The organism is Nonomuraea sp. NPDC049695 (assembly GCF_040674955.1).
GTDB lineage: Bacteria > Actinomycetota > Actinomycetes > Streptosporangiales > Streptosporangiaceae > Nonomuraea > Nonomuraea helvata.
Window position 1 is genome coordinate 1 of record NZ_JBFANV010000114.1, and the last position, 22833, is coordinate 22833.

The window sequence follows — 22833 nt, forward strand, 5'->3', positions numbered from 1 at the left end:
GTGGCGGCGTGTTCGACCTCCCGCTCGCGGGCGAACACCTGGTGGTGGAAGAGGCCGTCCGAGCGGGTGACGACCTTGGCCACCCCCCGGTCGATGCCGACCGCGCTGCCCGGATTGTCGTGCCGCTCAGGTGGGACCACGCCGTCCTCGACGAGGAAACTGACATACCAGTGGTCGCCGTCCCGGCTGACGGTGGCGTTCTTGACTCTCCCGCCGAGCAGGCGGGTGATGCGAAAGCGGACCCAGCCGAGCTTGGGCAGTTTCGCCCGTGCCCAGCGCCGGTTCAACCGCTCGATAGCGATCTTGGCGCCTTCGGGGAACCGGAACGACGGCCGCGTCCTGGCCCTGGACTTCCAGCGCACCTTCCACGTCCCATGCCGGGAACACGCCTGATCCAGGTCGATGAGCGTCTGCTGAAGGCAGTGGCCGGGCACCTCTGCCAGCCAGCCGAACTCGCCCTTGGCCTCAGCGAGTTGACGGGCCTGTTCGTGGTAGCCGATCCACGCGCCCCGGCGGCGATAGGTGCGGCGCTGCTCCAGGGCGGTGTTCCACACACTGCGGCAAGCACCGCCGATCCGCTCAGCGAACTCCGCCTGACCAGGGGTGAGGTCCAGGCGGTACTTACGTCCGGTCAGCATCCGCGATCACCGGTTCTTCTGGTTCTCGACGTACCGCTGAATCACATCTAGAGGGGTCCCGCCCACGGTGGCCACGAAGTAGGAGTTGGTCCACAGCGTCGGGAGTTTGGATTTCAGGTGCGGGAACTCCTGACGCAGGACGCGCGAGGAGCGGCCTTTGATGGCCTTGACCAGCCGGTGCACACCGAACTGCGGATCCACCTCGACCAGCAGGTGTACGCGGTCGGGCATGACCTCCAGTTCCACCAGCCATGCCCGTTTCTCCTCGATCACCTCGCGGATCAGCTCTTTCAGCCGCGGCTCGATCGGTCCGCCCAGCACTCGCCTGCGGTACTTGGGGCACCACACCACGTGAAAGGCGCACTGGAAGGCGATGTTGCCGTTCGTGCGCGACTTCTGACTCACGGTCACAGCCACACGGATCAATATACGGCGTCGATCTATCTACCGCTCAAAGATTCGATAGAAGGGCTCGCCCCCATGGCTTAAGTTGAGATCCGCGCCCTAGATCTTCGGTCGTACTCCCGTCAACTCAGCCGACACGTCCCAGAGCCTCCTGGCGAGCTCTTCCGACCTGGCCGCGGCCGACGGCGTGACGATCTTGAATTTGGGGGCGACGAACTCGCCGCCGCGAATGTCCGGAGAGGTCGCGGCGTAGAGCGTGGGCAGTGCGCCGGCCGCCGCCGACTTGAGGAACACGCCCACGAGAGGCTGTAGCCGCCCTATATTGACGATGTTCGTGGCGGTCGCGCCCGGGTGGCAGGCAACGCTCGTCAGGTCCACACCGGCCTTCTCAGCGCGTCGCTGGAGCTCCAGGGTGAAGAGCAGGTTGGCGAGCTTGGAGCGTCCGTACGAGCTCATCCTGCGGTAACCGTGCTCCAGGGCGAGGTTGTCGAAGTCGATACTGCCGCCTTTGTGCGCGTCACTGGAGACGGTCACCACGCGGGCGCCCGGAGAGGCGAGCAGGTGCGGCAGCAGCAGGCCGGTGAGCGCGTAATGGCCCAGGTGGTTGGTGCCGAACTGCATCTCGAACCCGTCCTTGGTCTCCTGCCTGGGGATCAGGCCGATGCCCGCGTTGTTGATCAGCAGGTCGACCTTCTCCACGCCCTCGGCGAACCGCCTGACCGAGGCCAGGTCCGCCAGGTCGATGTGGCCGTACTCCACCTGGCCGCCGGGGACCGCCCGCTGGATCTCCGCGACGGCCGCGGCGCCCTTCTCCGGCGAACGCGCCGCAACGACGACGCGGGCGCCGTGCCTGGCCAGTTCCAGCGCGGTGGGGAGCCCGATGCCGCTGTTGGCGCCGGTCACGATGGCGGTCTTGCCGGTCAGGTCGGGCATGGAGTCAGGGGTCCAGCCAGTCATCGCCACTCCTCGGGTGCGTCTACCGCTGCCGACCGCGAGCCGCCGGCCGCGACCCACGGTGTACGAAACCGTTTCGTACACCTTAGCCTAGTCGCTGACGCGCGTGGCGCTCCTCGCGCCGCGTGACTTCCAGCCGCTGCTCGGCCTCGGCGAGCCGCTTGCGGGCCTTGGCCAGCTTCCGCTCCAGCCGGGCGACCCGCTCGGCGCGTTCGTCGTGCTCCTTGAGCGCCGCATCCAGCGCCTCCTGCCACTCCTTGTGCGCGGCCTCGGCCTCCTGGCGCTCCTTGGCCTTCCTGGCCTCGGCCTCCTCGCGCTGCCTCGCCTCCTGCTCCTTTTCTTCCGGCGGCTTGCGTCTGGCGGGCCGCTCCCGGGGGATGGGGGCGGGGGCGAAGCCGCTGTAGTTCAGGGGCTTGGCCAGGCGGCCGTCGCGCACCTGCGCGGCCGCGTCGGCATCCACGACGGCGGCCTCCAGGGTCTGGTCCACCTCGGCCGCCGCCGCGGGCGACAGGCCGCTGTCCTGCCTCGCCAGCCGGCCCACCTTGGCCGTCACGTCGCCGCGGCGCCGGGTCAGCTCGGCCAGCGCGTCGGGGTTCTGCTCCTGCCAGGCGGCACGCAGCCGCTCCCCCACCTCGAGCAGCTCGGCCAGCTCCCCGGGGTGCTCGCGGGCGAGCCGGTTCACGGCCCAGGCGGACACCGTCGGCTTGCGCAGCTTCGCGATCTCGCGCGCGAGCCGTACGTCGCCCGCTTCCTTCGCCGCACGGGCCTCGGCCTCGCGCGCGGCGGTGAACTCGGACGGCGGCAGCGCATATAGCCTGCCGGCCACCTCGTCAAGATCCACACAGGACAAATACCCCACATCCGCTGGTTTGTAGCGCATAGTGGAGGCAGTGGCAGTCGAACGGAGGCCCCCGTGTTCGAACGCTTCACCGACCGTGCGCGCCGAGTCGTCGTCCTCGCCCAGGAAGAGGCGCGGATGATGAGCCACAACTACATCGGCACGGAGCACATCCTGCTCGGCCTCATCCACGAGGGCGAGGGCCTGGCCGCGCTGGTGCTCGACAGCTGCGGCGTGGAGCTCGATCACGTACGGGCCTTCGTCGAACGCGAGGTGGGCCCCGGCACCAAGTCGCCCGGAGGGCACATCCCGTTCACGATGCGCGCCAAGAAGGTGCTGGAGCTGTCGCTGCGCGAGGCCCTGCAGCTGCGCCACAACTACATCGGCACCGAGCACATCCTGCTCGGGCTGATCAGGGAGGGCGAGGGGCTGGCCGCGCAGGCGCTCGTGGACGCGGGCGCGGACCTGCCGGACCTACGGCAGCGCCTGCTCGAACGCGTGGGGCGCGCCTCCAAGGAGCGCCCGAGCGAGATGTTGTTCGCCGGCGGCTCCGTGGTGAGCGAGCGGCTCACGCGGATCGAGGAGAGCCTGGAGCGCATCGAACGCCACCTGGGCATCCAGCCGGCCGCCGACGGGAACTCCGCCGAGAGTCCTTCCGAAGAGCCTTCCGGAGAGCCTTCCGCGAAGCCTTTCGAAGAGCCGCCACCGGCCGAAGAGGGTCTGGGCTGACGGCGGCGCACCGGCCTGAACGGGGCCCAGCCTGACCCCGATCCGAAGAGAGACCTAGGCTGATGCCAGCGCGCCGACCGGCAGCCTGGCCTCCATGACGCCCGGGTCCTCGGTGTAACCCAGCGTGGCGCCCAGCGAGATCAGCATCCTGCGCATCTTGGCGTTGTCGGACAGCATGGTGGCCCTGACCTCCGCGTACCCGAGGTCGCGGGCGCCCCGCACGAGCATCCTGGCCATCGCCGTGCCCAGACCGCGCCCCTGCCAGCGGTCCTCGACCAGGAAGGCCATCTCGGCGATGCCGGGATCGGGGGTGAACATGAGGTTGGCCATCCCCACGACCTGCCCGTCGTGCCCGGCGACCAGCGAATGTGCCCTGTTCCTGTCGCAGAGCCGGTCGAACATGCGCGCCGGCAGCGTGGGCATCGAGGTGAAGTAGCGGAACCTGCGCGACTCGGGCGAGCACCGGTCGTGGAGGTCGCGTACGGCCTCGCGGTAGATCGAGGTGAGCGGGCGGACCGTGACCTCCGCGCCGTCGGCGAGCTTGATCGCGCGGTCGGCCGCGGGCTGCTCGGTGGCGGGCTGGGCGAGCCGGGCGAAGGAGGCCGCCCTGGCCGCCTCCGTCAGCGTGAACGGCAGCTCCGCGCGGCGCAGCCGTACCGCCCTCCTGGGGGCCACGGGGACGACGAGCTGGGTCGGGTCAGGAAGATCACTCACCGCTTCACCATAGATCCACCTGGCGTCGTCGGCGCGCAGCAACTCGGCCATGAGCTCGGGCAGCCGCCACGGCATGGAGCGCAGCCTGGAGGCCAGCAGCAGCGCCCTGGTGGGCTCGTCGGTCAGCTCGTGGGCGGTGGCGGGGACCACTTGGACCCGGCGGCCACCGGCCGCCTCCAGCGCCTCGCGCACCGTCTCGGGGTTGGCGGGGATGTCGGCGACGAACTCGTCGACGGTGCCGTCCGCGTCGGACTGCACGCTCAGGCCGAGGATGTTGCCGCCCCTGGCCGCCAGGGCCGCGGCGAGTGAGGCCAGCCGGCCGGGTCGCTCGTCCACCGTGGTGCGGATGCGCAAGAATCCCATGGCCATGAGCATGCCTGGCGGCTGTTACGCAACCGCTAACGATGTGTTTCATCGCGTATTTCATCGCGAGAAGCCACGATTTATCCCCCTTTAGCCCCCTATATCACCCCACTCCTCCCCCGCGACCAGCTCCCCACCACCGCCGCGCTCGACCCCGCCACCCCCGTGTGCGACCCCACCGCCGCACCACAGCGCCACCACCGCACACGCAGCGGCCGGACGCACCACCGCCCCACGCACCACCGCCGAATTCGGCGCAGCCGTGCGCGACGTCCACCGCGTCGCACCACCGCGCCGCCCTCGAGGTCGCCGCGCCGTCCCTTGGGGTGCCAGGTCTCTCGGGGGTGCCGCGCCGCGTCGCGAGGCGAAGCATGGCGGCAGCCGACGAGGCGTACGCCGGAGCCCGGCGCAACACGCGCGACCCCGGCCCAGCACCGCCGCCCGGCTCATTCCCCACTGCCCCCGTCGGCGGCGCGGCCCGGCGTACCCCCGCTTGTCGCAGGTCACCGGGCCGGGCGGGAAGATGTACGGCGGGCTCGGCGTGCGCGAGCCGATCCACCGCTGAGAAAGGGAACCCATGAACATCCTCTTCCGAGGAGGCCGCGTCTTCACCCCGAAGGGCGTGCTGTCCGAGGCCGTGCTGGTGAGCGATGGTGTGATCGCCGCGGTGGGCCCCGAGGGCGAGCTGGCGCGCCGGGCGCCGTCCCACGAGACGGTGGACCTGGACGGCGGCCTGCTGGTGCCGGGTTTCACGGATGCGCACATGCACCCGGTCCAGGCAGGCCTCGAACGGTCGAAGTGCGATTTGTCCGAACATTTCGGCCTTGACGCGTACATAGCTGTTATAGCCGACTATGCCGCGAAAAATCCTGGCAAAGAGTGGATTGATGGCGGCGGCTGGGACATGTCGGCGTTCCCCGGCGGCCTCCCCCACCGCGACCAGCTCGACTTCCTCGACCGCCCCGCGTACATCATCCAGCGTGACCACCACGCCGCCTGGGTCAACACCCGAGCCCTGCGAGAGGCCGGCATCACGAAGGACACGCCGGACCCGGCCGACGGCCGCATAGAGCGCGACGCCGCAGGCGAGCCGACCGGGGTCCTGCACGAGGGCGCGATGGACCTCGTAGGCCTGCTCACCCCCCGCCCGACCGCCCAGGACCTGGAGGACGCGCTGGCGGACGCGCAGGAGCACCTGTTCTCGCTGGGCATCACGGGCTGGCAGGACGCCATCGTGGGCTCCTATGCCGGTTCACAGGACCAACTGCCCACCTACCTGGCCGCGGCCCGCTCAGGCAGGCTCAGGGCGCGCGTGGTGGGCGCTCTGTGGTGGGACAGGACGCGCGGCCTGGACCAGATGGAAGAGCTGGTCGAACGCCGGGCCGCCACCGAGGGCCTCGACCGCTTCATGGCCACCTCAGTCAAGATCATGCAGGACGGCATCACCGAGAACTTCACGGCCGCCACCCTGGAGCCGTACTGCCTCTGCGGCGGCACGGGCCTGTCGTACGTGGACCCGCACAAGCTCAAGCAGTACGTCGCCGAGCTGGACAGGCTCGGCTTCCAGGTGCACTTCCACGCCATCGGCGAGCGGGCCGTGCGCGAGGCCCTGGACAGCTTCGAGGGCACGAGCCCCGGCAACCGGCACCACATCGCCCACCTGCAGATCATCGAGCCGTCGGACGTGCCGCGCTTCGCCGCCCTGGGCGTCTCGGCCAACCTGCAGCCGCTGTGGGCCACGCACCACGCCCAGATGGACGAGCTGACGCTGCCGTACCTGGGCGAGCCGCGCTCGTCGTGGCAGTACCCGTTCGCAGACCTGCTGGCGCACGGCACCCGCTTCTGCGCGGGCAGCGACTGGCCGGTCTCCGACGCCGACCCGCTCCAGGGCATGCACGTCGCGGTGAACCGCACCGAGCCGGGCGGCTCGGTGCACACGAGCTACCCGACCGCGCAGACCCCATTCCTGCCCGGCCAGCGCATCGACCTGGCCGCGGCCATGACGGCGTACACGGAGGGCTCGGCCTGGATCAACCGCTCCCCCGCCGGCGCCATAGAGCCAGGCCGCCCGGCCGACCTGGTGGTGCTGGACCGCGACCCGTTCGAGCTCCCGCCCGGCGACATCTGGACGACGCGGACGCGCATGACGTTCGTGGACGGCGACGCGGTCTACGAGCGCCGCTGAGCGTCCGGGAAACGGCGAAGGGGCCTCGGCAATCCGAGGCCCCTTCGCCGAATCCGGTCACTACCAGGGGGACTTGTTGTTACGCAGGCGCTCCAGTGCCTCCTCGAGGATCGCCTTGCCGTCCTTGTCGCTCCTGCGCTCCTTCACGTAGGCAAGATGCGTCTTGTACGGCTCGTTCTTCGGCGGGGCAGGTGGGGCCGACTCGTCCTGTCCGGCAGGAAGGCCACAACGTGGGCAGTCCCACATCTCGGGGACCGCCGCGTCACTGGCGAAACTGGGGCGCGTCTCGTGCATGTTGGCGCACCAGAACGAGACCCGCACTCTCGGAGCTGCCTCGCCGCGCTCGGCCTCCCCCATAGGGCCGGCGCCGACTCGGCTGCCACGGATCGCGTTGCCACTACCCACGGATGAACTCCTCGCTAGATCGCCCCGCGCGCAGACACGGGGGGAGAATCACTGTCACGCGTTAACTTGTTGCTCAGGGCTTCATGAGCAAGCCGAGAGCGATGATGCAGACGAACCAGATGGTGCCCGTGATGACGGTCAGCCGGTCGAGGTTGCGCTCCACCACCGAGGAACCACCGAAGTTCGACGAGAAACCGCCGCCGAACATGTCAGACAGGCCGCCACCCTTGCCCTTGTGGAGCAGCACGAGCAGGATCATGAGACCGCTCGCCAGGATGAGGGCGATGGAGATTCCGATTTCCACGGTATGCCTGTTCCTTCAATGCTTTGTTACGCGTGACGATTCAGACTTGCCTTCTGAGGGTACGGCCTGCTGTCAAGTCGCACCCCCAGAACGACTCAGTTAGCCTGGCATACCGTAGAAACGGCAGATCTTCGCGAACTCCCCGGCGTCGATGCTGGCGCCGCCCACGAGCGCGCCGTCGACATCGGGTTGTGCCATGATCCCTGCGATGTTGCCTGACTTGACCGAGCCTCCGTAAAGGATACGGACGCCGGAGGCCACTTCGGAGTCGTAGAGCTCCGCGAGTCTGACTCGCAGCGCGCCACACACCTCCTGGGCGTCCTCCGGGGTGGCCACCTCGCCGGTGCCGATCGCCCACACCGGCTCGTAGGCCACCACTATCGATTTTGCCTGCTCGGCGCTGATTTTGCGCAGCGCGGCGTCGAGTTGACCGAGACTGTGCGCGATGTGGCCGCCCTCTTGGCGTACCGCCAGGCCCTCGCCGACGCAGAGGATCGGGGTGAGCGAGTGGCGGTAGGCGGCCTGCACCTTGGCGTTGACCAGGTCGTCGTCCTCGCCGTGGTACTGGCGGCGCTCGGAGTGGCCCACGACCGCGTACGTGCAGCCCAGCTTGGCCAGCATGGTGCCCGAGATCTCACCGGTGTAGGCGCCCGCGTCGTACTGCGACAGGTCCTGCGCGCCGTACACGATCCTCAGCTTGTCGCCGTCGACCAGCGTCTGCACGCTGCGCAGATCGGTGAACGGCGGCAGGACGGCGACGTCGACCTTGTCGAAGTCCTTGTCGTTGAGCGCGAAGGCGAGCTTCTGGACCAGCGCGATGGCCTCGAGGTGGTTGAGGTTCATCTTCCAGTTGCCGGCGATGAGCGGCTTCCGCTGGGTCAACTCAGTCCTCCAAAGCCGCGAGTCCGGGAAGGGTCTTGCCCTCAAGATATTCGAGGCTGGCCCCGCCACCGGTGGAAATGTGCGAGAAACCGTCCTCGGGGAGTCCCAGCTTCCGTACGGCGGCCGCGGAGTCGCCGCCCCCCACCACGGTGAAGGCCCCTTCGCTGCTGGTACGGGCGATCAGCGCCTCGGCCACCGCCCTGGTGCCGCCGGAGAACGCGTCGAACTCGAACACGCCCATGGGGCCGTTCCAGAAGACGGTCCCGGCGTCAGCCAGCTTGGAGGCGAACAGCTCGCGCGTCTTGGGCCCGATGTCGAGCCCCTCGCGGTCGGCCGGGATCGCCGTGGCCTCGACCACGTCGTGCTCGGCGTCCGGCGCGAACGTGACCGCCGCCAGGATGTCGACGGGCAGCACCAGCTCGACGCCGCGCTCGGCGGCCTCGTTGAGGAAGCCGCGCACCTGGTCGAGCTGGTCCTCCTGGAGCAGCGACTTGCCGACCTCGTGGCCCTGGGCCTTGAGGAAGGTGTACGCCATGCCGCCGCCGATCAGCAGCCGGTCGACCTTGGTCAGCAGGTTGGCGATGACGCCGAGCTTGTCGGAGACCTTGGCGCCGCCCAGCACCACGGCGTAGGGCCGCTCGGGGCTCTCGGTCAGCTTCTTCAGCACCTCGACCTCGGCCACGACCAGGCCGCCCGCTGCGTGCGGCAGCAGCTTGGGCACGTCGTAGACGCTGGCGTGCTTGCGGTGCACCGCGCCGAACCCGTCACCCACGTAGAGCTCGGCCAGCCCGGCCAGCTTCTCCGCGAACGCGCCCCGCTCGGCGTCGTCCTTGGACTCCTCGCCCGGCTCGTAGCGCAGGTTCTCCAGCAGCGCCACCTGGCCGTCCTGGAGCTGTTCGACCGTGCTCCCGGCGCTGTCGCCGACCACGTCGGTGGCGAAGGCGACCTCCTGGCCGAGCAGCTCGCCCAGGCGCCCGGCCACCGGCCTGAGCGAGTATTTCGGATCGGCCTTGCCCTTGGGCCTGCCCAAGTGGGCACAGACGACGACCTTGGCGCCCCGGTCCACCAGCGTCCTGATCGTCGGCACCGACGCCCGGATGCGGCCGTCGTCGGTGATCGTCTCCCCGTCGAGGGGGACGTTGAGGTCGGCGCGCACGAGCACGCGCCGCCCCTTCACGTCGAGATCGTCGAGCGTGCGCATGCTCATACTCCTGTTCATTGCCTCTGCTCCGCAGAGGCGGCTCGGTCGCTGGGGAGCCGTCGCCTTCCCTCGTCACTCCGGTCGCTACGCTCCCTGCGTTCCTCAGTCCAGGCGACGGCGCTCCCTCGCGCGTTCATTGCCCCTGCTCCGCAGAGGCGGCTCGGTCGCTGGGGAGCCCTCGCGCGTTCATTGCCTCTGCTCCGCAGAGGCGGGCTCAGTCGCCGGAAAGCCGTCGCGTGTCCATGGCCTCCACTCCGAGAAGGCGGCTCGCTCCCCTGGAGCCGCCGCCTTCTCTCGTGGGCTCATGCCCCCACTACGTGAACGCGCGCCCGGTCGCTCGGACCCGCTGGATCAGAGGTCGCGGCCGACCAGCTCGATCAGGTCGGCGAGGCGGTTGGAGTAGCCCCACTCGTTGTCGTACCAGCCGACGACCTTGACCTGGTTGCCGATCACCTTGGTGAGGCCGGCGTCGAAGATGCACGAGGCCGGGTCGGTGACGATGTCGGAGGAGACGATCTCGTCCTCGGTGTAGCTGAGGATGCCCTTGAGCGGGCCGTCGGCGGCGGCCTTGACCGCGGCGTTGACCTCCTCGACGGTGACCTCGCGGCTCACGTCGACGGTGAGGTCGGTGGCCGAGCCGGTGGGGATCGGCACGCGCATGGCGAAGCCGTCGAGCTTGCCCTTGAGCTCAGGCAGGACCAGGCCGATGGCCTTGGCGGCGCCGGTCGAGGTGGGCACCACGTTGAGCGCGGCGGCGCGGGCGCGACGCAGGTCCTTGTGCGGGCCGTCCTGCAGGTTCTGGTCCTGCGTGTAGGCGTGGATGGTGGTCATCAGACCCTTCTCGATGGTGAAGGTGTCGTGGAGGACCTTGGCCATCGGCGCCAGGCAGTTGGTGGTGCAGGAGGCGTTGGAGATGATCGTGTGGCTGGCCGGGTCGTAGGACCCCTCGTTGACGCCCATCACGATCGTGACGTCCTCGTTCTTCGCCGGGGCGGAGATGATGACCTTCTTCGCGCCGTTCTCGGCGTGCACCTTGGCCTTGGTGGCGTCGGTGAACAGACCCGTCGACTCCAGGACCACGTCGACACCGAGGTCGCCCCAGGGCAGCTTGCCCGGGTCGCGCTCCTCGAAGACCTTGATCGCCTTGCCGTCGACGGTGATCTCGTCGCTGGAGGCCTTCACCTCGTACGGCAGACGGCCCAGGATGCTGTCGTACTTGAGCAGGTGAGCGAGCGTCGCGTTGTCAGTCAGGTCGTTGACCGCGACGATCTCGATGTCCTTGCCGCTGGCGGCCACAGCGCGCCAGAAGTTGCGGCCGATGCGGCCGAAGCCGTTGACGCCTACGCGGATGCTCACGGAAACCGATCTCCTCGAACCAGATGGCGGGCTGAAACCTCAACCACGAACCTTATCGGACCTAAATTGGTTTAGACCACTGGAGGTACCCACTCTGAATCGGCGTTCAGGAGGCACGTTTTGCGACGTTCGAGTAAAGTGCCCGACTCATCGATGTAAATTCGTGCATTCTCTGGGGGCTGAGATGTCACATAAGCGGTCCGGCCTGCTGACCGGGCTGATCACAGGGCTGATCGCCGCGCTGGTCTGCGCGGCGGCCTTAGGGGCGGCCGTCCTGTTCCAGACCCGCCTGCCCGCCGCCGTCACGACGTTCGGGAACGGCCATCCTCTCTCGCTCGTTTCGTCCCTCGCGATCGCTCTCATCGTCGTCCTGGCGATAGGCGCGGTACGCCCCCGCAGCGTCATCCTGGTCCCCGTGGCGGCCCTGTACGCGGGCGGTGCCGTGGCGGCGGGCCAGATCGCGGGATCGTCAATCATGATCGGCGCCACCCTGCGCACCCCGGCAGCCGAGCGCGGCCCCGTGGACCTGGCCGACATCACCCTGGACAACTTCTCCGCCGGCCTCCCCTACGCGCCGTCGCTCTACCGGGACCCCCTGTCGGAGACGTGGGCCGCCTGGCTCTACATCGCCGTGGCCGCCCTCGCGGCCTTCGTCCTGCTCACCCTACGCGTAGCCCGCATCCGCCGGGCCCAGCGCGCCCTGGCGGACGGCGAGTCGTCGGCGGAGGAGCCCGAGTACCGCGCTCCGTTCGAGCCCGTCCAGGCCCCGACGCCGAAGCCGACAGCGGACCTGTTCACTCCCCGCAAGCCCGCCAACAAGGACTGAGCCGCCACTCCGGCCGGGCCTGACGGGGACGTCCCGGAACGGCATGCCGCTCGAACCGGAGTCCCCACGGCCGACGAACCGACGGCCGTGGGGACGGTCAAGGCGGCCACGGAGCCGGCCCAGAATGCGCGTCGTCACGGCGGCCGGCCCGTGAGCCTTCACGACCGGCCATGACGGACGGCAACCCACGTCGGCGCGTGCGGCCCACCGTGCGCAGCCGTACAAGATGGACGATCTGATGGGCGCGCGGCCCACCGTGCGCAGCCGTACAGGATAGATGGATCGATGGGCGCACGGCCCACCGTGCACAACCACAACTCACCAGATGGGCGCACCCAACGCGCGCAACCGCCACGTACGAGATCGGCGCACACCGGGCCGCCGCACGGGCTCAGCCGGATCAGGCGGGCGACGCAAAGCCCGTCAGGGGGCGAGCATGTCGACGGTGAGGTTGGCCTCGGTGTTGGGGATCCCCAGGTCGGAGGCGCGCTTGTCGGCCATGGCGAGCAGGCGGCGGATGCGCCCCGCGATGGCGTCCTTGGTCAGCGGCGGGTCGGCGATCTGCCCCAGCTCCTCCAGGGACGCCTGCTTGTGCTCCACCCGCAGCCGCCCGGCCACCACCAGGTGATCCGGCGCCTCCTCCCCGAGGATCTCCAGCGCCCGCTGCACCCGGGCCCCGGCCGCGACCGCCGCACGGGCCGAGCGCCGCAGGTTGGCGTCGTCGAAGTTGGCCAGCCGGTTGGCGGTGGCGCGCACCTCGCGGCGCATCCGGCGCTCTTCCCAGGCCAGCACGCTGTCGTGCGCCCCCAGCCGGGTGAGCAGCGCGCTGATCGCGTCGCCGTCGCGCACCACGACGCGGTCCACTCCGCGCACCTCACGCGCCTTGGCGTGGATCTTCAGGCGCCGGGCCGAGCCCACCAGCGCGAGCGCCGCCTCCGGGCCCGGGCACGTGACCTCGAGCGACATCGAGCGGCCCGGCTCGGTGAGGGAGCCGTGCGCCAGGAACGCGCCACGCCAGGCGGCCTCCGCGTCGCAGGCGGCGCCTGCCACGACCTGGCGGGGCAGGCCGCGCACCGGGCGGCCGTGGTTGTCGATCAGGCCCGTCTGCCGGGCCAGGGCCTCGCCGTCGCGGTAGACGCGTACGACGTAGCGCGAGCCCTTACGCAACCCGGCGGGCGCGAGCACGAGAACCTCGGCCTTGTGCCCGAACACCTCACCGATGTCCTTGATCAGCCGCCGCGCGGTGGCGTTGGTGTCGAGCTCAGCCTCGATCACGATCCGCCCGCCCACCAGGTGGAGGCCGCTCGCGAACCGCAGCAGCGTCGAAACCTCCGCCTTACGGCAGCACGGCTTCAGCACCGGCAGGCGACTCAGCTCGTCCTTCACCACACCTGTCATGGCCATGCGTTAGTCCTCTCCCCCATTCAGACCGGCTCTCAGCAGTCTCTCGCACCTTCGCACCGCCCCGGCCAGGATCAACGCTTCTGGAGGAAAATCTCGTCCAGGACGGAGGCAAGACGTCGTGGGTCATGCCTCGGCGAGCCGTCGGCGGCGGCCACGTCAGCCATCACGAGCCGAGCACCGAGCGCCCCGGCGGCCTTCTCCAGCGCGCCCGGGTCGTCCACCACCCCGGTGTCGGCGAGCACGACGTCGATCGCCAGGTCAGGTGCGTGCTGCCTGAGCACCTCCAGATGTTGCTGAGGGGAGAAGTCATCGGTCTCGCCCGGCTGCGGCGCCAGGTTGAGCGTGACGAGCCGCTTGGCCTTGGTCGCGTGCAGGGCCCTCGCGAGCTCGGGCACCTTGAGGTGGGGCAGCACGCTGGTGAACCACGACCCCGGCCCGAACACCAGCCAGTCGCTGTCCAGCACCGCCTCGACCGCCTCGGGCCGCGCGGGCGGGTCCTCAGGCACGAGGGAGATCGCCTGCACGCGTCCGGGCGTCAGCGCGCAGGCCACCTGCCCGCGCACGATCGAGATGACGCCGTCGAGCTCGACCTCGGCCACGATGTCGAGCGGCACCGACGCCATCGGCAGGACGCGGCCGTGCGCGCCCAGCAGCCGGCCGACCCAGTCGAGCCCCGCCACAGGGTCGCCGAGCAGCTCCCACAGGGCGACGATGAGCAGGTTGCCGACGGCGTGCCCGTGCAGCTCGCCCTCGCTGCGGAAGCGGTGCTGCACGACCTCGCTCCAGGTGCTGCCCCACTCGTCGTCCCCGCACAGCGCGGCGAGCGCCATCCGCAGGTCTCCGGGTGGCAGCACGCCGAGCTCGCGCCGCAGCCGCCCGCTGGACCCGCCGTCGTCGGCGACGGTCACCACGGCCGTCAGCCGGTCGGTCACCATCCTTAACGCGGACAGGGACGCGTAGAGCCCGTGCCCGCCGCCCAGCGCCACGACGTGCGGCCCGAACCCCGACAATCCCTTCGGGGCCGGCTCACGCTCTCCCGGCTCCGGACTCTCCTCAGCCGGACGCGAAAGCCGCACCGGGCACACGCCATCACCGGCCTCCTCCACGGCCGGACCCTCTACCGGATCCGGCGAACCCGCCGCTGCGCCGCCTTCATCGGTCACTCCCGCCCCACATCCCGATGGCTCACCTGGACCTCCATGTCGCGGTCATGCAGGCGGGCGGCGATCTGCTCGGCCATGGCCACGCTGCGGTGCTTGCCTCCCGTGCAGCCCACCGCCAGCGTGGCGTAGCTCTTGCCCTCGCGGGCGTATCCGGCGGCGACCACCCGCAGGACCTCCTCGTACCCGTCGAGGAACTCCTTGGCCCCCGGCTGCCCCAGCACGTAGTCGCTCACCGGCGCGTCGAGCCCGGTCATCGGCCGCAGCTCGGGCACCCAGTGCGGGTTGGGCAGGAACCGGCAGTCGACCACGAGGTCGGCGTCCACCGGCAGGCCGTACTTGAACCCGAAGGACACGATGTTGAGCCGCAGCCCCGGCCGGTCCTCACCGCCGAAGTACGCGACGATCTTGTTACGCAGGTCGTGGACGTTGTGCGAGGAGGTGTCGATCACCAGATCGGCGTTGGCCCTGACCTCCCGCAGGATGCCCCGCTCGCGGGTGATCCCGTCGACGAGCCGCCCCTCGCCCTGGAGGGGATGCGGCCTGCGGACGTTCTCGAACCTGCGTACCAGCTCCTCGTCGCTGGCCTCGAGGAACACGACCCGGACCCGCACGCCGCGCCCTTCGAGCTCCTCGATGGCGGCGTTGAGGTCGGTGGTGAAGGCCAGGCTGCGGACGTCCACGACGGCCGCCACCTTGTCGGCGGCCAGCTTGACCTTGCCCGCCTCCTCCGCCATCGCGAACAGCAGCCCGGGCGGCAGGTTGTCGATGACGAACCAGCCCAGGTCCTCGAGCGCTTTGGCGGCTGTGCTGCGCCCCGCCCCTGACATGCCGGTGACGATGACGAACGCCGGCTCCGTGCTCATTTCCTCTCTCCGTCCCGCGCGCCCTGCCAGGGCGCACCACCATAGCGGAGGCACCCGGACACGGCCTGACGTCCTGGCGAGATCAAGGTGACTCTCCCTTCAGCGTCGACACGATGACCTCGGCGATGGACGGGCCGATGCCTGGAACCTCGCAGATCTCCGCGGCAGTGGCCTCGCGTAGTTTCTTCACGGAGCCGAAGTGCTTGAGCAGCGCCTGCCGGCGAGCCGGCCCGAGGCCCGGCACGCTGTCGAGCGCGCTCTCCTTCACCGTCTTGGACCTCTTGGACCGATGGTAGGTGATGGCGAACCTGTGTGCTTCGTCCCGCACGCGTTGCAGCAGGTAGAGACCTTCACTTGAACGAGGCATGATCACCGGCTGGTCGTCGCCGGGCAGCCACACCTCCTCCAGCCGCTTGGCCAGTCCGCACACCGACACGTCGTCGATGCCGAGCTCGTCGAGCGCCCGCTGCGCGGCGGCCGCCTGGGGACCCGCGCCGTCGACGACGACGAGGTTGGGCGGATAGGCGAACTTGCGCGGCTTGCCCGTCTCGGGGTCGATGGGGCCGTGGCCGCTGTCGTCGTCGGCGGCCAGCTCGCCGGTGGCCGAGCGCTCCTCGAGGTAGCGGCGGAACCGCCGCGTGATCACCTCGTGGATCGACGCGACGTCGCCCTCCTTGCTCTTGACGGCGAAGCGCCGGTATTCGCTCTTGCGCGCCAGGCCGTCCTCGAAGACCACCATCGACGCCACGACGTTCTCGCCCTGCAGGTGGGAGACGTCATAGCACTCGATGCGCAGCGGCGCCTGGTCGAGGTCGAGCGCGTCGGCGATCTCCTGCAGCGCCTTGCTCCGGGTGGTCAGGTCGCTGGCGCGACGGATCTTGTGCTGGGCGAGCGACTCCTTGGCGTTGCGCTCGACGGTCTCCATCAGCGCTCTCTTGTCGCCGCGCTGGGGCACGCGCACCTCGACGCGGGTGCGGCGCTGCTCGCTCAGCAGCTCGGCGACGGCCTCGCAGTCGGGCGGCAGCGCGGGCACGAGGACCTCGCGCGGCATCGCGTCGGGGCTCGCCTCGGCGTACATCTGGAGGAGGAACTGCTCGACCAGCGCGCCGGGCGAGGTCTCCTCGACCTTGTCGACCACCCATCCGCGCTGGCCGCGGATGCGGCCGCCGCGCACGTAGAAGACCTGCACGGCGGCTTCGAGCGGGTCCTCGGCCAGCGCGATCACGTCGGCGTCGGTGCCCTCGCCGAGCACCACGGCCTGCTTCTCCAGCGCCCGCTGCAGCGCCTGGATGTCGTCGCGGAGCCGGGCCGCGCGCTCGTACTCCTGCTCCCCGGCCGCGTCGCGCATGTCCTTTTCAAGGCGCTTGATGAAGCGGCTGGTGTTGCCCGCCATGAAGTCGCAGAAGTCCTCGGCGAGCTCGCGGTGCTCCTCCGGGGTGACCCGGCCGACGCAGGGCGCCGAGCACTTGTCGATGTAGCCGAGCAGGCACGGGCGGCCGATCTGGCCGGCCCGCTTGAACACCCCGGCGCTGCACGTGCGCACCGGGAAGACGCGCAGCAGCAGGTCGACGGTCTCACGGATGGCCCACGCGTGGGAGTAGGGGCCGAAGTAACGCGTGCCCTTGCGCTTGGCCCCGCGCAGGACCTGCACGCGCGGGAAGTCCTCGCCCATGGTGACCGCGAGATAGGGGTACGACTTGTCGTCGCGGTATTTCACGTTGAAGCGCGGGTCGAACTCCTTGATCCAGGAGTATTCGAGCTGCAGCGCCTCGACCTCGGTGCCGACGACGGTCCAGTCGACGTCCGCGGCCGTGGTCAGCATCGACTGGGTGCGCGGGTGGAGCGCGGAGAAGTCGGCGAAGTAGGAGTTGAGCCGCTGGCGCAGGCTCTTGGCCTTGCCGACGTAGATCACCCGGCCGTGCGCGTCCCTGAACCGGTAGACCCCGGGGGAATCGGGGATCGAACCCGGCTTGGGCCGGAAACTCAAGGGGCTGCCCGCTGATCTCGCCACGTTCAAAGCCTAGTAGCCCGCACCGACAAGGTGGCCCGCCGCGCCTTCCCAGCGGCGCGACGGGCCTGCCCGGCTATGCGAGCGTGATCTGGTCGCCCTCAACCTTGATCTGCTGCGCGGGCAGCGGTTTGTCGGCCGGCCCGTGCTTGACCGAGCCGTCCGCGATGGCGAACTTGCTGCCATGGCACGGGCAGACGATCACACCGTCCGAGACGTTGCCGACCGTGCACCCGTTGTGCGTGCACACGGCGCTGAACGCCTTGAACTCGCCCGACGTGGGCTGGGTGACCACGATCTTCTGATCCTTGAAGACCGTGCCGCCGCCGACGGGGATGTCGGCGGTCTTGGCCAGCGCGCCACCGGCCGGTGCGCCGGACTGCGACGCGCTCGACCCGCCGGCCGCGGGCTGTGTGGTTTCTGCGCTGCCGCCGCAGGCGGTGAGCGCCAGCGCCAGGCCGCCCGCCCCGACACCGGCGATCACGGTACGGCGACTCTGAAGGTCATCTCCCATGTGCTCACCCAACCGCATGCAGGTGAGAAATTCATGAGACACGGCCTATGCGAGCCGGATCTTGTCACCGTCGACGGTTATCTTCTTCTCCGCCAGCGGCTCGCCGGCCGGCCCGTTCGCGACGGAGCCGTCGTTGATGTTGAACTTGCTGCCGTGGCACGGGCAGTTGATCGTCTTGTTGGAGACGGTGGCCACCGTGCAGCCCGCGTGGGTGCAGACCGCCGTGAACGCCTTGAACTCGCCCGCGCTCGGCTGCGTGACCACGATCTTCTCGTTCTCGAAGACCTTCCCGCCGCCCTCGGGGATGTCCGCGGTGTCGGCCAGCGCCTTGCTCTTCGAAGCCGTCTTCTTTTTCTTCGGTGACGACGACTCCGAGGGCTGCTCCGCCGGCGGCTCCGCACTCGCCTCCGTCGTCGGCGAACCGTAGCTCGCACATGCCGTCAGAACCGCCGCGAGCCCGGCGCCTCCTGCGCTCAGGACCACCGTCCGGCGCGTCTTATCCGTCATCGTGCGTTCCTCCCAGATTGGCTTTCACTTCAGGTACGGCCGGCGCCCTCGCACCGGTTCAGCCTGCCCGAGCCCAATCCGGTTCTCTACGCAAAAGTAAGCGTTCAGGCGACGTTCAGGCGACCACGATGCCGTCGCCTTCGACCTTCACCTTGTAGGAGGCCAGCGGGGCGGTAGCGGGTCCCTTGGTGGCCTTGCCGCTGTCGGCGGAGAACTCGCTGCCGTGGCAGGCGCACCTGATGACGTTCTCCTTGGGGGCGCTGACCGCGCAGCCCTTGTGCGTGCACACCGAACTGAACGCCTTGTAGACGCCCTGCGTGGGCTGCGTCACCACGACCTGCAGGTCCTCGATCACCGTGCCCCCGCCCACGGGTACGTCGGCCGTCTTGGCGATGACCTTGCCCTTGAGGCTCGGCTGGGCCTTGGTCTCTCCCCCGCCGCACCCGGCCAGCGCCAGCCCGCACACCGAGATCCCGGCCGCCCCCAGCACCTCTCGCCGCCCCAAACCGTTTTCGGGCATGGCTCCGCCCCGCTCCTTGACCGTCATGATGTGCCGACCTTCCGCGTCGCCGCTGACCCCCTGCAGGCCAGGCCGTTACCGATGCTCAACTTTATTGGCGGCACCCCTCGGTCCGATGACCGGGTGGCAGGCCGCAGGGTCGCCGCCACGTGCGGACCACCGGGCCGCCCACGCCGGCGCGAGCGTGGTCAGCCGGCGGTAGGCGGATGGTCAGCGGCGGGGCCGACGCTGACCGTATGACTGTTATGACAGAACGCCCGCCTGCCTCCCCGTCCAAGCCTCGCTGGTGGCGGCGGCCCTGGGTGGCTCCGCTGGCGGTGGTGTCGGCCGTGTTCGTCGCGTACTCGCTGCCGCCGTACCTCTCCCTGGACCCGGCCCAGTCCCGGGTGCCCGCTCCGGACTTCTTCCCGCCGCACTTCGCGGTGCTCTCCCTGCATGTGATCTTCGGCTCGACCGCGATGATCACGTGCTGCCTGCAGATCTGGCCGTGGTTCCGCGGACGCTATCCGCGTGCGCACCGGATCATCGGCCGGGTGTACGTCTTCGGCGGCTGCGTCCCGAGCGGCCTGCTGGGACTGGTGGTCGGCGTGACCACCCCGTTCTTCGGCCCGGCGACGGCGGCCAGCGGTGTCGTGCTGGCGACCGTCTGGGTGGGCTGCACGCTGGCGGGCTGGCGGATGGCCAGGCAGCGCAGGTTCGTCGACCACCGCCGATGGATGATCCGCAGCTTCGCCCTGACCATGTCCATCGTCACGAACCGCCTCTGGGCCGCCGTGTTCGTCGTCACCCTGTCGCCGCAGCTCGACACGGCTTTCCACGGCGACCAGGCGTTCCTGGTCAGCACGGCGGCGGCAATGAGCGCGTGGCTGGGCTGGGTGCTGCCGCTGCTGGTGGCCGAGTGGTGGCTGGAACGCGGCGACGCCGCCAAACGCCGCGCCCGCGCCCGCGCTCGCACCACCACCGGCTGACCACACCGTGCCCAGGCCGGCGCAGGACGAGCCGTCACACGCCGCCCAGCGGCGCGCGACGGCTCAGAAGGCGAGGATCTTCCGCAGGAAGCGCCCCGTGTGGCTCTCGTCCACCAGTGCGATCTCCTCGGGCGTCCCGCTGGCGACCAGCGTCCCGCCCCGGGAGCCGCCCTCGGGCCCCATGTCGATGATCCAGTCGGCCGTCTTGATCACATCGAGGTTGTGCTCGATGACGATCACCGTGTTGCCGCCGTCCACGAGCCGCCCGAGCACGCCCAGCAGGCGCCGGATGTCCTCGAAGTGCAGGCCGGTGGTCGGCTCGTCCAGCACGTAGATGGTCCGCCCGGTCTGCCGCCGCTGCAGCTCCGACGCGAGCTTGACCCGCTGTGCCTCACCGCCGGACAGCGTGGTGGCGGGCTGCCCGAGCCGTACGTAGCCGAGGCCCACGTCGTGGAGGGTCTGCAGGTGGCGCTTGATCGCGGGGATCGCGTCGAAGAAGCCCAGGGCCTCCTCGATCGGCATGTCGAGCACCTCGGAGATCGTCTTGCCCTTGTAGTGGACCTCCAGCGTCTCCCGGTTGTAGCGGGCGCCGTGGCAGACCTCACAGGGGACGTAGACGTCCGGGAGGAAGTTCATCTCGATCTTGATGGTGCCGTCGCCCGCGCACGCCTCGCAGCGCCCGCCCTTGACGTTGAAGCTGAAGCGCCCGGGCTGGTAGCCGCGCACCTTCGCCTCGGTCGTGGCCGCGAACAGCTTGCGGACGTGGTCGAAGACGCCGGTGTACGTGGCCGGGTTGGAGCGGGGGGTGCGGCCGATCGGCGACTGGTCGACGTGGACGACCTTGTCCACGTGGTCCATGCCGTTGATGCGCGAGTGCCGCCCCGGCACCGTGCGCGCGCCGTTGAGCTCCTTGGCCAGCGCGTTGTAGAGGATGTCGTTGACCAGCGTCGACTTCCCCGACCCCGACACGCCCGTGACCGCCGTGAACACGCCCAGCGGGAAGTCGATGTCGACTCCCTTGAGGTTGTGCTCGCGCGCGCCCTTGACCGTGATCTGCCGCTTCCTGTCGCGCTTGCGGCGCTTGGGCGGGATCGGGATGCTCCTACGCCCGGACAGGTACTGGCCGGTGATCGACTCCTCGCTGGACAGGAGCTCCTGGACGGTGCCGGACACCACGACCTGGCCGCCGTGCTCGCCTGCGCCGGGGCCGATGTCGACCACCCAGTCGGCCGCCGCGATCGTGTCCTCGTCGTGCTCGACCACGATCAGCGTGTTGCCCATGTCGCGGAGCCTGATCAGCGTGTCGAGCAGCCGCATGTTGTCGCGCTGGTGGAGCCCGATCGACGGCTCGTCGAGCACGTACAGGACGCCGACCAGGCCCGAGCCGATCTGCGTGGCCAGCCTGATGCGCTGGGCCTCGCCGCCCGCCAGGGTGGCGGCGGCGCGGTCCATGGTCAGGTAGTCGAGGCCGACGTCGAGCAGGAAGCCCATGCGGGCGTTGATCTCCTTGACCACCCGCTCGGCGATCTGCATGTCGCGGTCGGAGAGCTTGAGCCCGGCCAGGAACTTCGCGCACTCGCCGATCGACATGGCCGCCACCTCGGCGATCGACTTGTCCGCGACCGTGACCGCCAGCGTGACCGGCTTGAGCCGGGCGCCCTTGCAGGCCGGGCACGGGATCTCGCGCATGTAGCCCTCGAACCGCTCGCGGGTCGAGTCGCTCTCCGCCTCGGCGTGCCGGCGCTGCACCCACGGGATGACGCCGTCGTAGGTGGTGTAGTAGGAGCGCTGCCTGCCGTAACGGTTGCTGTAGCGGACGTGCACCTGCTCGTCGTGCCCGTACAGCAGCGACTTCTGCGCCTTCTTCGGCAGCTTCTCCCACGGCGTGTCGAGCGTGAACCCGACCGTGTGGCCGAGTGCCTCGATCAGCCTGACGAAGTATTCGCTGGTGTGGCCGCCCGACCACGGGTGGAGCGCGCCGTCGCCGAGCGTGCGCTCGGGGTCGGGCACCACCAGGTCGGGGTCGACCTCCATCTTCGTGCCGAGGCCCGTGCACTCGGGGCAGGCGCCGAACGGTGAGTTGAACGAGAACGAGCGCGGCTCCAGCTCCTCGAACGACAGGTCGTCATAGGGGCAGTAGAGGTGCTCGGAGTAGAAGCGCTCGCGGCCCGGGTCATCCTCGGGCAGGTCGACGAACTCGAGCGTGATCGTGCCGCCCGACAGCTGCAACGCCGTCTCGACCGAGTCGTTGAGCCGGCGGCGCGCCGACTCCTTGACCGACAGGCGGTCGACGATGACCTCGATGTCGTGCTTCTCGTACTTCTTCAGCGTCGGCGGCTCCTCCAGCCGCACGACGGTGCCGTCGACCCTGGCCCGGGCGAAACCCTTGGTCTGCAGCTCGCGGAAGAGCTCGGCGTACTCGCCCTTGCGGCCCCTGATCACCGGCGCGAGCACCTGGAAGCGGGTGCCCTCCTCCAGGTCCATCACGCGGTCGACGATCTGCTCGGGTGTCTGCCTGGCGATCGGGCGCGAGCAGACCGGGCAGTGGGGCTTGCCGATGCGTGCCCAGAGCAGCCGCAGGTAGTCGTAGACCTCGGTGATCGTGCCGACGGTCGAGCGGGGGTTCTTGCTGGTCGCCTTCTGGTCGATCGACACCGCGGGCGACAGGCCCTCGATGAAGTCGACGTCGGGCTTGTCCATCTGGCCGAGGAACTGGCGGGCGTACGCCGACAGCGACTCGACGTAGCGCCGCTGCCCCTCAGCGAAGATCGTGTCGAAGGCCAGGCTCGACTTGCCGGAGCCGGACAGGCCCGTGAAGACGATCAGCGAGTCTCGCGGCAGGTCGAGCGAGACGTCCTTGAGGTTGTGTTCTCGTGCACCACGCACGATCAGGCGGTCAGCCACGGCGATCCCGGAGGTCTAAAGGCGGATAGGTCCACGGGGATGGTAGACGGGGGCACTGACAATTTCGGCGGACCGTTGCCCGACCCCCGAAAATCCGTCCTACACAGACTACGGCCATCTCCCACCCCGCCAGGAGCCCTTCTGCATTCAACCAGCTGACCAGCGGCTTTATGCCGGACCCC

At 69.7% G+C, this 22833-nt stretch carries 21 protein-coding genes and 1 pseudogene; 4 read left to right on the forward strand and 18 right to left on the reverse strand.

Annotated features, from left to right (window positions below; translation table 11 throughout):
* From AB0J64_RS50125 to AB0J64_RS50140, 4 genes are all read right to left on the reverse strand, one after another.
* Positions 1–638, reverse strand: a 638-nt coding sequence (locus AB0J64_RS50125) for a transposase (RefSeq protein WP_364044111.1), incomplete at its 3' end; no start/stop codon positions are given.
* Positions 639–644: 6 nt separating this feature from the next.
* Positions 645–1055: an IS200/IS605 family transposase gene (tnpA, locus tag AB0J64_RS50130; protein ID WP_364044114.1), complete on the reverse strand. Its 411-nt coding sequence runs from the start codon at positions 1053–1055 to the stop codon at positions 645–647.
* Positions 1056–1142: 87 nt separating this feature from the next.
* The gene (locus AB0J64_RS50135) at positions 1143–2000 is read right to left on the reverse strand and encodes an oxidoreductase (RefSeq protein WP_364044117.1); all 858 of its coding nucleotides are present in this window, start codon (positions 1998–2000) and stop codon (positions 1143–1145) included.
* A gap of 82 nt (positions 2001–2082) precedes the next feature.
* Positions 2083–2838 carry a hypothetical protein gene (locus AB0J64_RS50140; protein WP_364044121.1) on the reverse strand — a complete coding sequence of 252 codons (756 nt, stop codon included), beginning with the start codon at positions 2836–2838 and terminating at the stop codon, positions 2083–2085.
* A gap of 72 nt (positions 2839–2910) precedes the next feature.
* Between AB0J64_RS50140 and AB0J64_RS50145 the strand changes: the two are divergent.
* A pseudogene (locus AB0J64_RS50145) lies at positions 2911–3327 on the forward strand (Clp protease N-terminal domain-containing protein); the annotation flags it as partial.
* Between the two features lie 291 nt (positions 3328–3618).
* Here the strand turns inward: AB0J64_RS50145 and AB0J64_RS50150 are convergent.
* Positions 3619–4641, reverse strand: coding sequence for a GNAT family N-acetyltransferase (locus AB0J64_RS50150; protein WP_364044124.1), 1023 nt, complete (start codon positions 4639–4641; stop codon positions 3619–3621).
* 577 nt (positions 4642–5218) lie between these two features.
* Between AB0J64_RS50150 and AB0J64_RS50155 the strand changes: the two genes are divergently transcribed.
* The gene (locus tag AB0J64_RS50155) at positions 5219–6826 is read left to right on the forward strand and encodes an amidohydrolase (protein WP_364044127.1); all 1608 of its coding nucleotides are present in this window, start codon (positions 5219–5221) and stop codon (positions 6824–6826) included.
* Between the two features lie 60 nt (positions 6827–6886).
* Here AB0J64_RS50155 and AB0J64_RS50160 read toward each other — a convergent pair whose 3' ends face one another.
* The 5 genes from AB0J64_RS50160 to gap form a co-directional block, all read right to left on the reverse strand.
* Positions 6887–7231: an RNA polymerase-binding protein RbpA gene (locus AB0J64_RS50160; RefSeq protein ID WP_185076998.1), complete on the reverse strand. Its 345-nt coding sequence runs from the start codon at positions 7229–7231 to the stop codon at positions 6887–6889.
* 73 nt (positions 7232–7304) lie between these two features.
* Positions 7305–7535 (reverse strand): preprotein translocase subunit SecG, encoded by a 231-nt coding sequence (gene secG, locus AB0J64_RS50165; protein WP_139630497.1) that lies wholly within the window; start codon positions 7533–7535, stop codon positions 7305–7307.
* A gap of 99 nt (positions 7536–7634) precedes the next feature.
* Positions 7635–8417, reverse strand: a complete 783-nt coding sequence (gene tpiA, locus AB0J64_RS50170) for a triose-phosphate isomerase (RefSeq protein ID WP_364044132.1) — start codon at positions 8415–8417, stop codon at positions 7635–7637.
* Between the two features lies 1 nt (position 8418).
* A complete protein-coding gene (locus AB0J64_RS50175) occupies positions 8419–9618 on the reverse strand; it encodes a phosphoglycerate kinase (RefSeq protein WP_364044135.1) in 1200 nt (399 codons plus the stop codon).
* A 351-nt stretch (positions 9619–9969) separates the two neighbouring features.
* Positions 9970–10974, reverse strand: coding sequence for a type I glyceraldehyde-3-phosphate dehydrogenase (gene gap / locus AB0J64_RS50180; RefSeq protein ID WP_364044138.1), 1005 nt, complete (start codon positions 10972–10974; stop codon positions 9970–9972).
* 184 nt (positions 10975–11158) lie between these two features.
* On the opposite strand from gap, the gene AB0J64_RS50185 reads away from it, so the two are divergent.
* A complete protein-coding gene (locus tag AB0J64_RS50185; RefSeq protein WP_364044141.1) occupies positions 11159–11800 on the forward strand; it encodes a hypothetical protein in 642 nt (213 codons plus the stop codon).
* 423 nt (positions 11801–12223) lie between these two features.
* Here AB0J64_RS50185 and whiA read toward each other — a convergent pair whose 3' ends face one another.
* The 7 genes from whiA to AB0J64_RS50220 all read right to left on the reverse strand — a co-directional run bounded on the left by whiA (position 12224) and on the right by AB0J64_RS50220 (position 18779).
* Positions 12224–13204 carry a DNA-binding protein WhiA gene (whiA, locus tag AB0J64_RS50190; protein ID WP_138714326.1) on the reverse strand — a complete coding sequence of 327 codons (981 nt, stop codon included), beginning with the start codon at positions 13202–13204 and terminating at the stop codon, positions 12224–12226.
* 71 nt (positions 13205–13275) lie between these two features.
* Complete coding sequence (gene yvcK / locus AB0J64_RS50195) at positions 13276–14190, reverse strand: uridine diphosphate-N-acetylglucosamine-binding protein YvcK (protein ID WP_344996035.1); 915 nt, start codon at positions 14188–14190, stop codon at positions 13276–13278.
* A 173-nt stretch (positions 14191–14363) separates the two neighbouring features.
* Positions 14364–15230, reverse strand: a complete 867-nt coding sequence (gene rapZ, locus AB0J64_RS50200) for an RNase adapter RapZ (protein ID WP_364044144.1) — start codon at positions 15228–15230, stop codon at positions 14364–14366.
* Positions 15231–15312: 82 nt separating this feature from the next.
* Complete coding sequence (gene uvrC / locus AB0J64_RS50205; RefSeq protein ID WP_364044179.1) at positions 15313–17217, reverse strand: excinuclease ABC subunit UvrC; 1905 nt, start codon at positions 17215–17217, stop codon at positions 15313–15315.
* Between the two features lie 97 nt (positions 17218–17314).
* Positions 17315–17752 (reverse strand): Rieske (2Fe-2S) protein, encoded by a 438-nt coding sequence (locus AB0J64_RS50210; protein ID WP_364044147.1) that lies wholly within the window; start codon positions 17750–17752, stop codon positions 17315–17317.
* A 45-nt stretch (positions 17753–17797) separates the two neighbouring features.
* On the reverse strand, positions 17798–18259 hold the full coding sequence (locus AB0J64_RS50215; RefSeq protein WP_364044150.1) for a Rieske (2Fe-2S) protein: 462 nt from the start codon (positions 18257–18259) through the stop codon (positions 17798–17800).
* A 115-nt stretch (positions 18260–18374) separates the two neighbouring features.
* Entirely contained in the window at positions 18375–18779 is a 405-nt protein-coding gene (locus tag AB0J64_RS50220; protein ID WP_364044153.1) for a Rieske (2Fe-2S) protein, read from the reverse strand.
* A gap of 236 nt (positions 18780–19015) precedes the next feature.
* On the opposite strand from AB0J64_RS50220, the gene AB0J64_RS50225 reads away from it, so the two are divergent.
* Complete coding sequence (locus tag AB0J64_RS50225) at positions 19016–19747, forward strand: DUF2306 domain-containing protein (RefSeq protein WP_364044156.1); 732 nt, start codon at positions 19016–19018, stop codon at positions 19745–19747.
* 63 nt (positions 19748–19810) lie between these two features.
* Here the strand turns inward: AB0J64_RS50225 and uvrA are convergent, their stop codons facing one another.
* On the reverse strand, positions 19811–22651 hold the full coding sequence (uvrA, locus tag AB0J64_RS50230) for an excinuclease ABC subunit UvrA (protein WP_364044159.1): 2841 nt from the start codon (positions 22649–22651) through the stop codon (positions 19811–19813).
* Positions 22652–22833 lie beyond the last annotated feature (182 nt).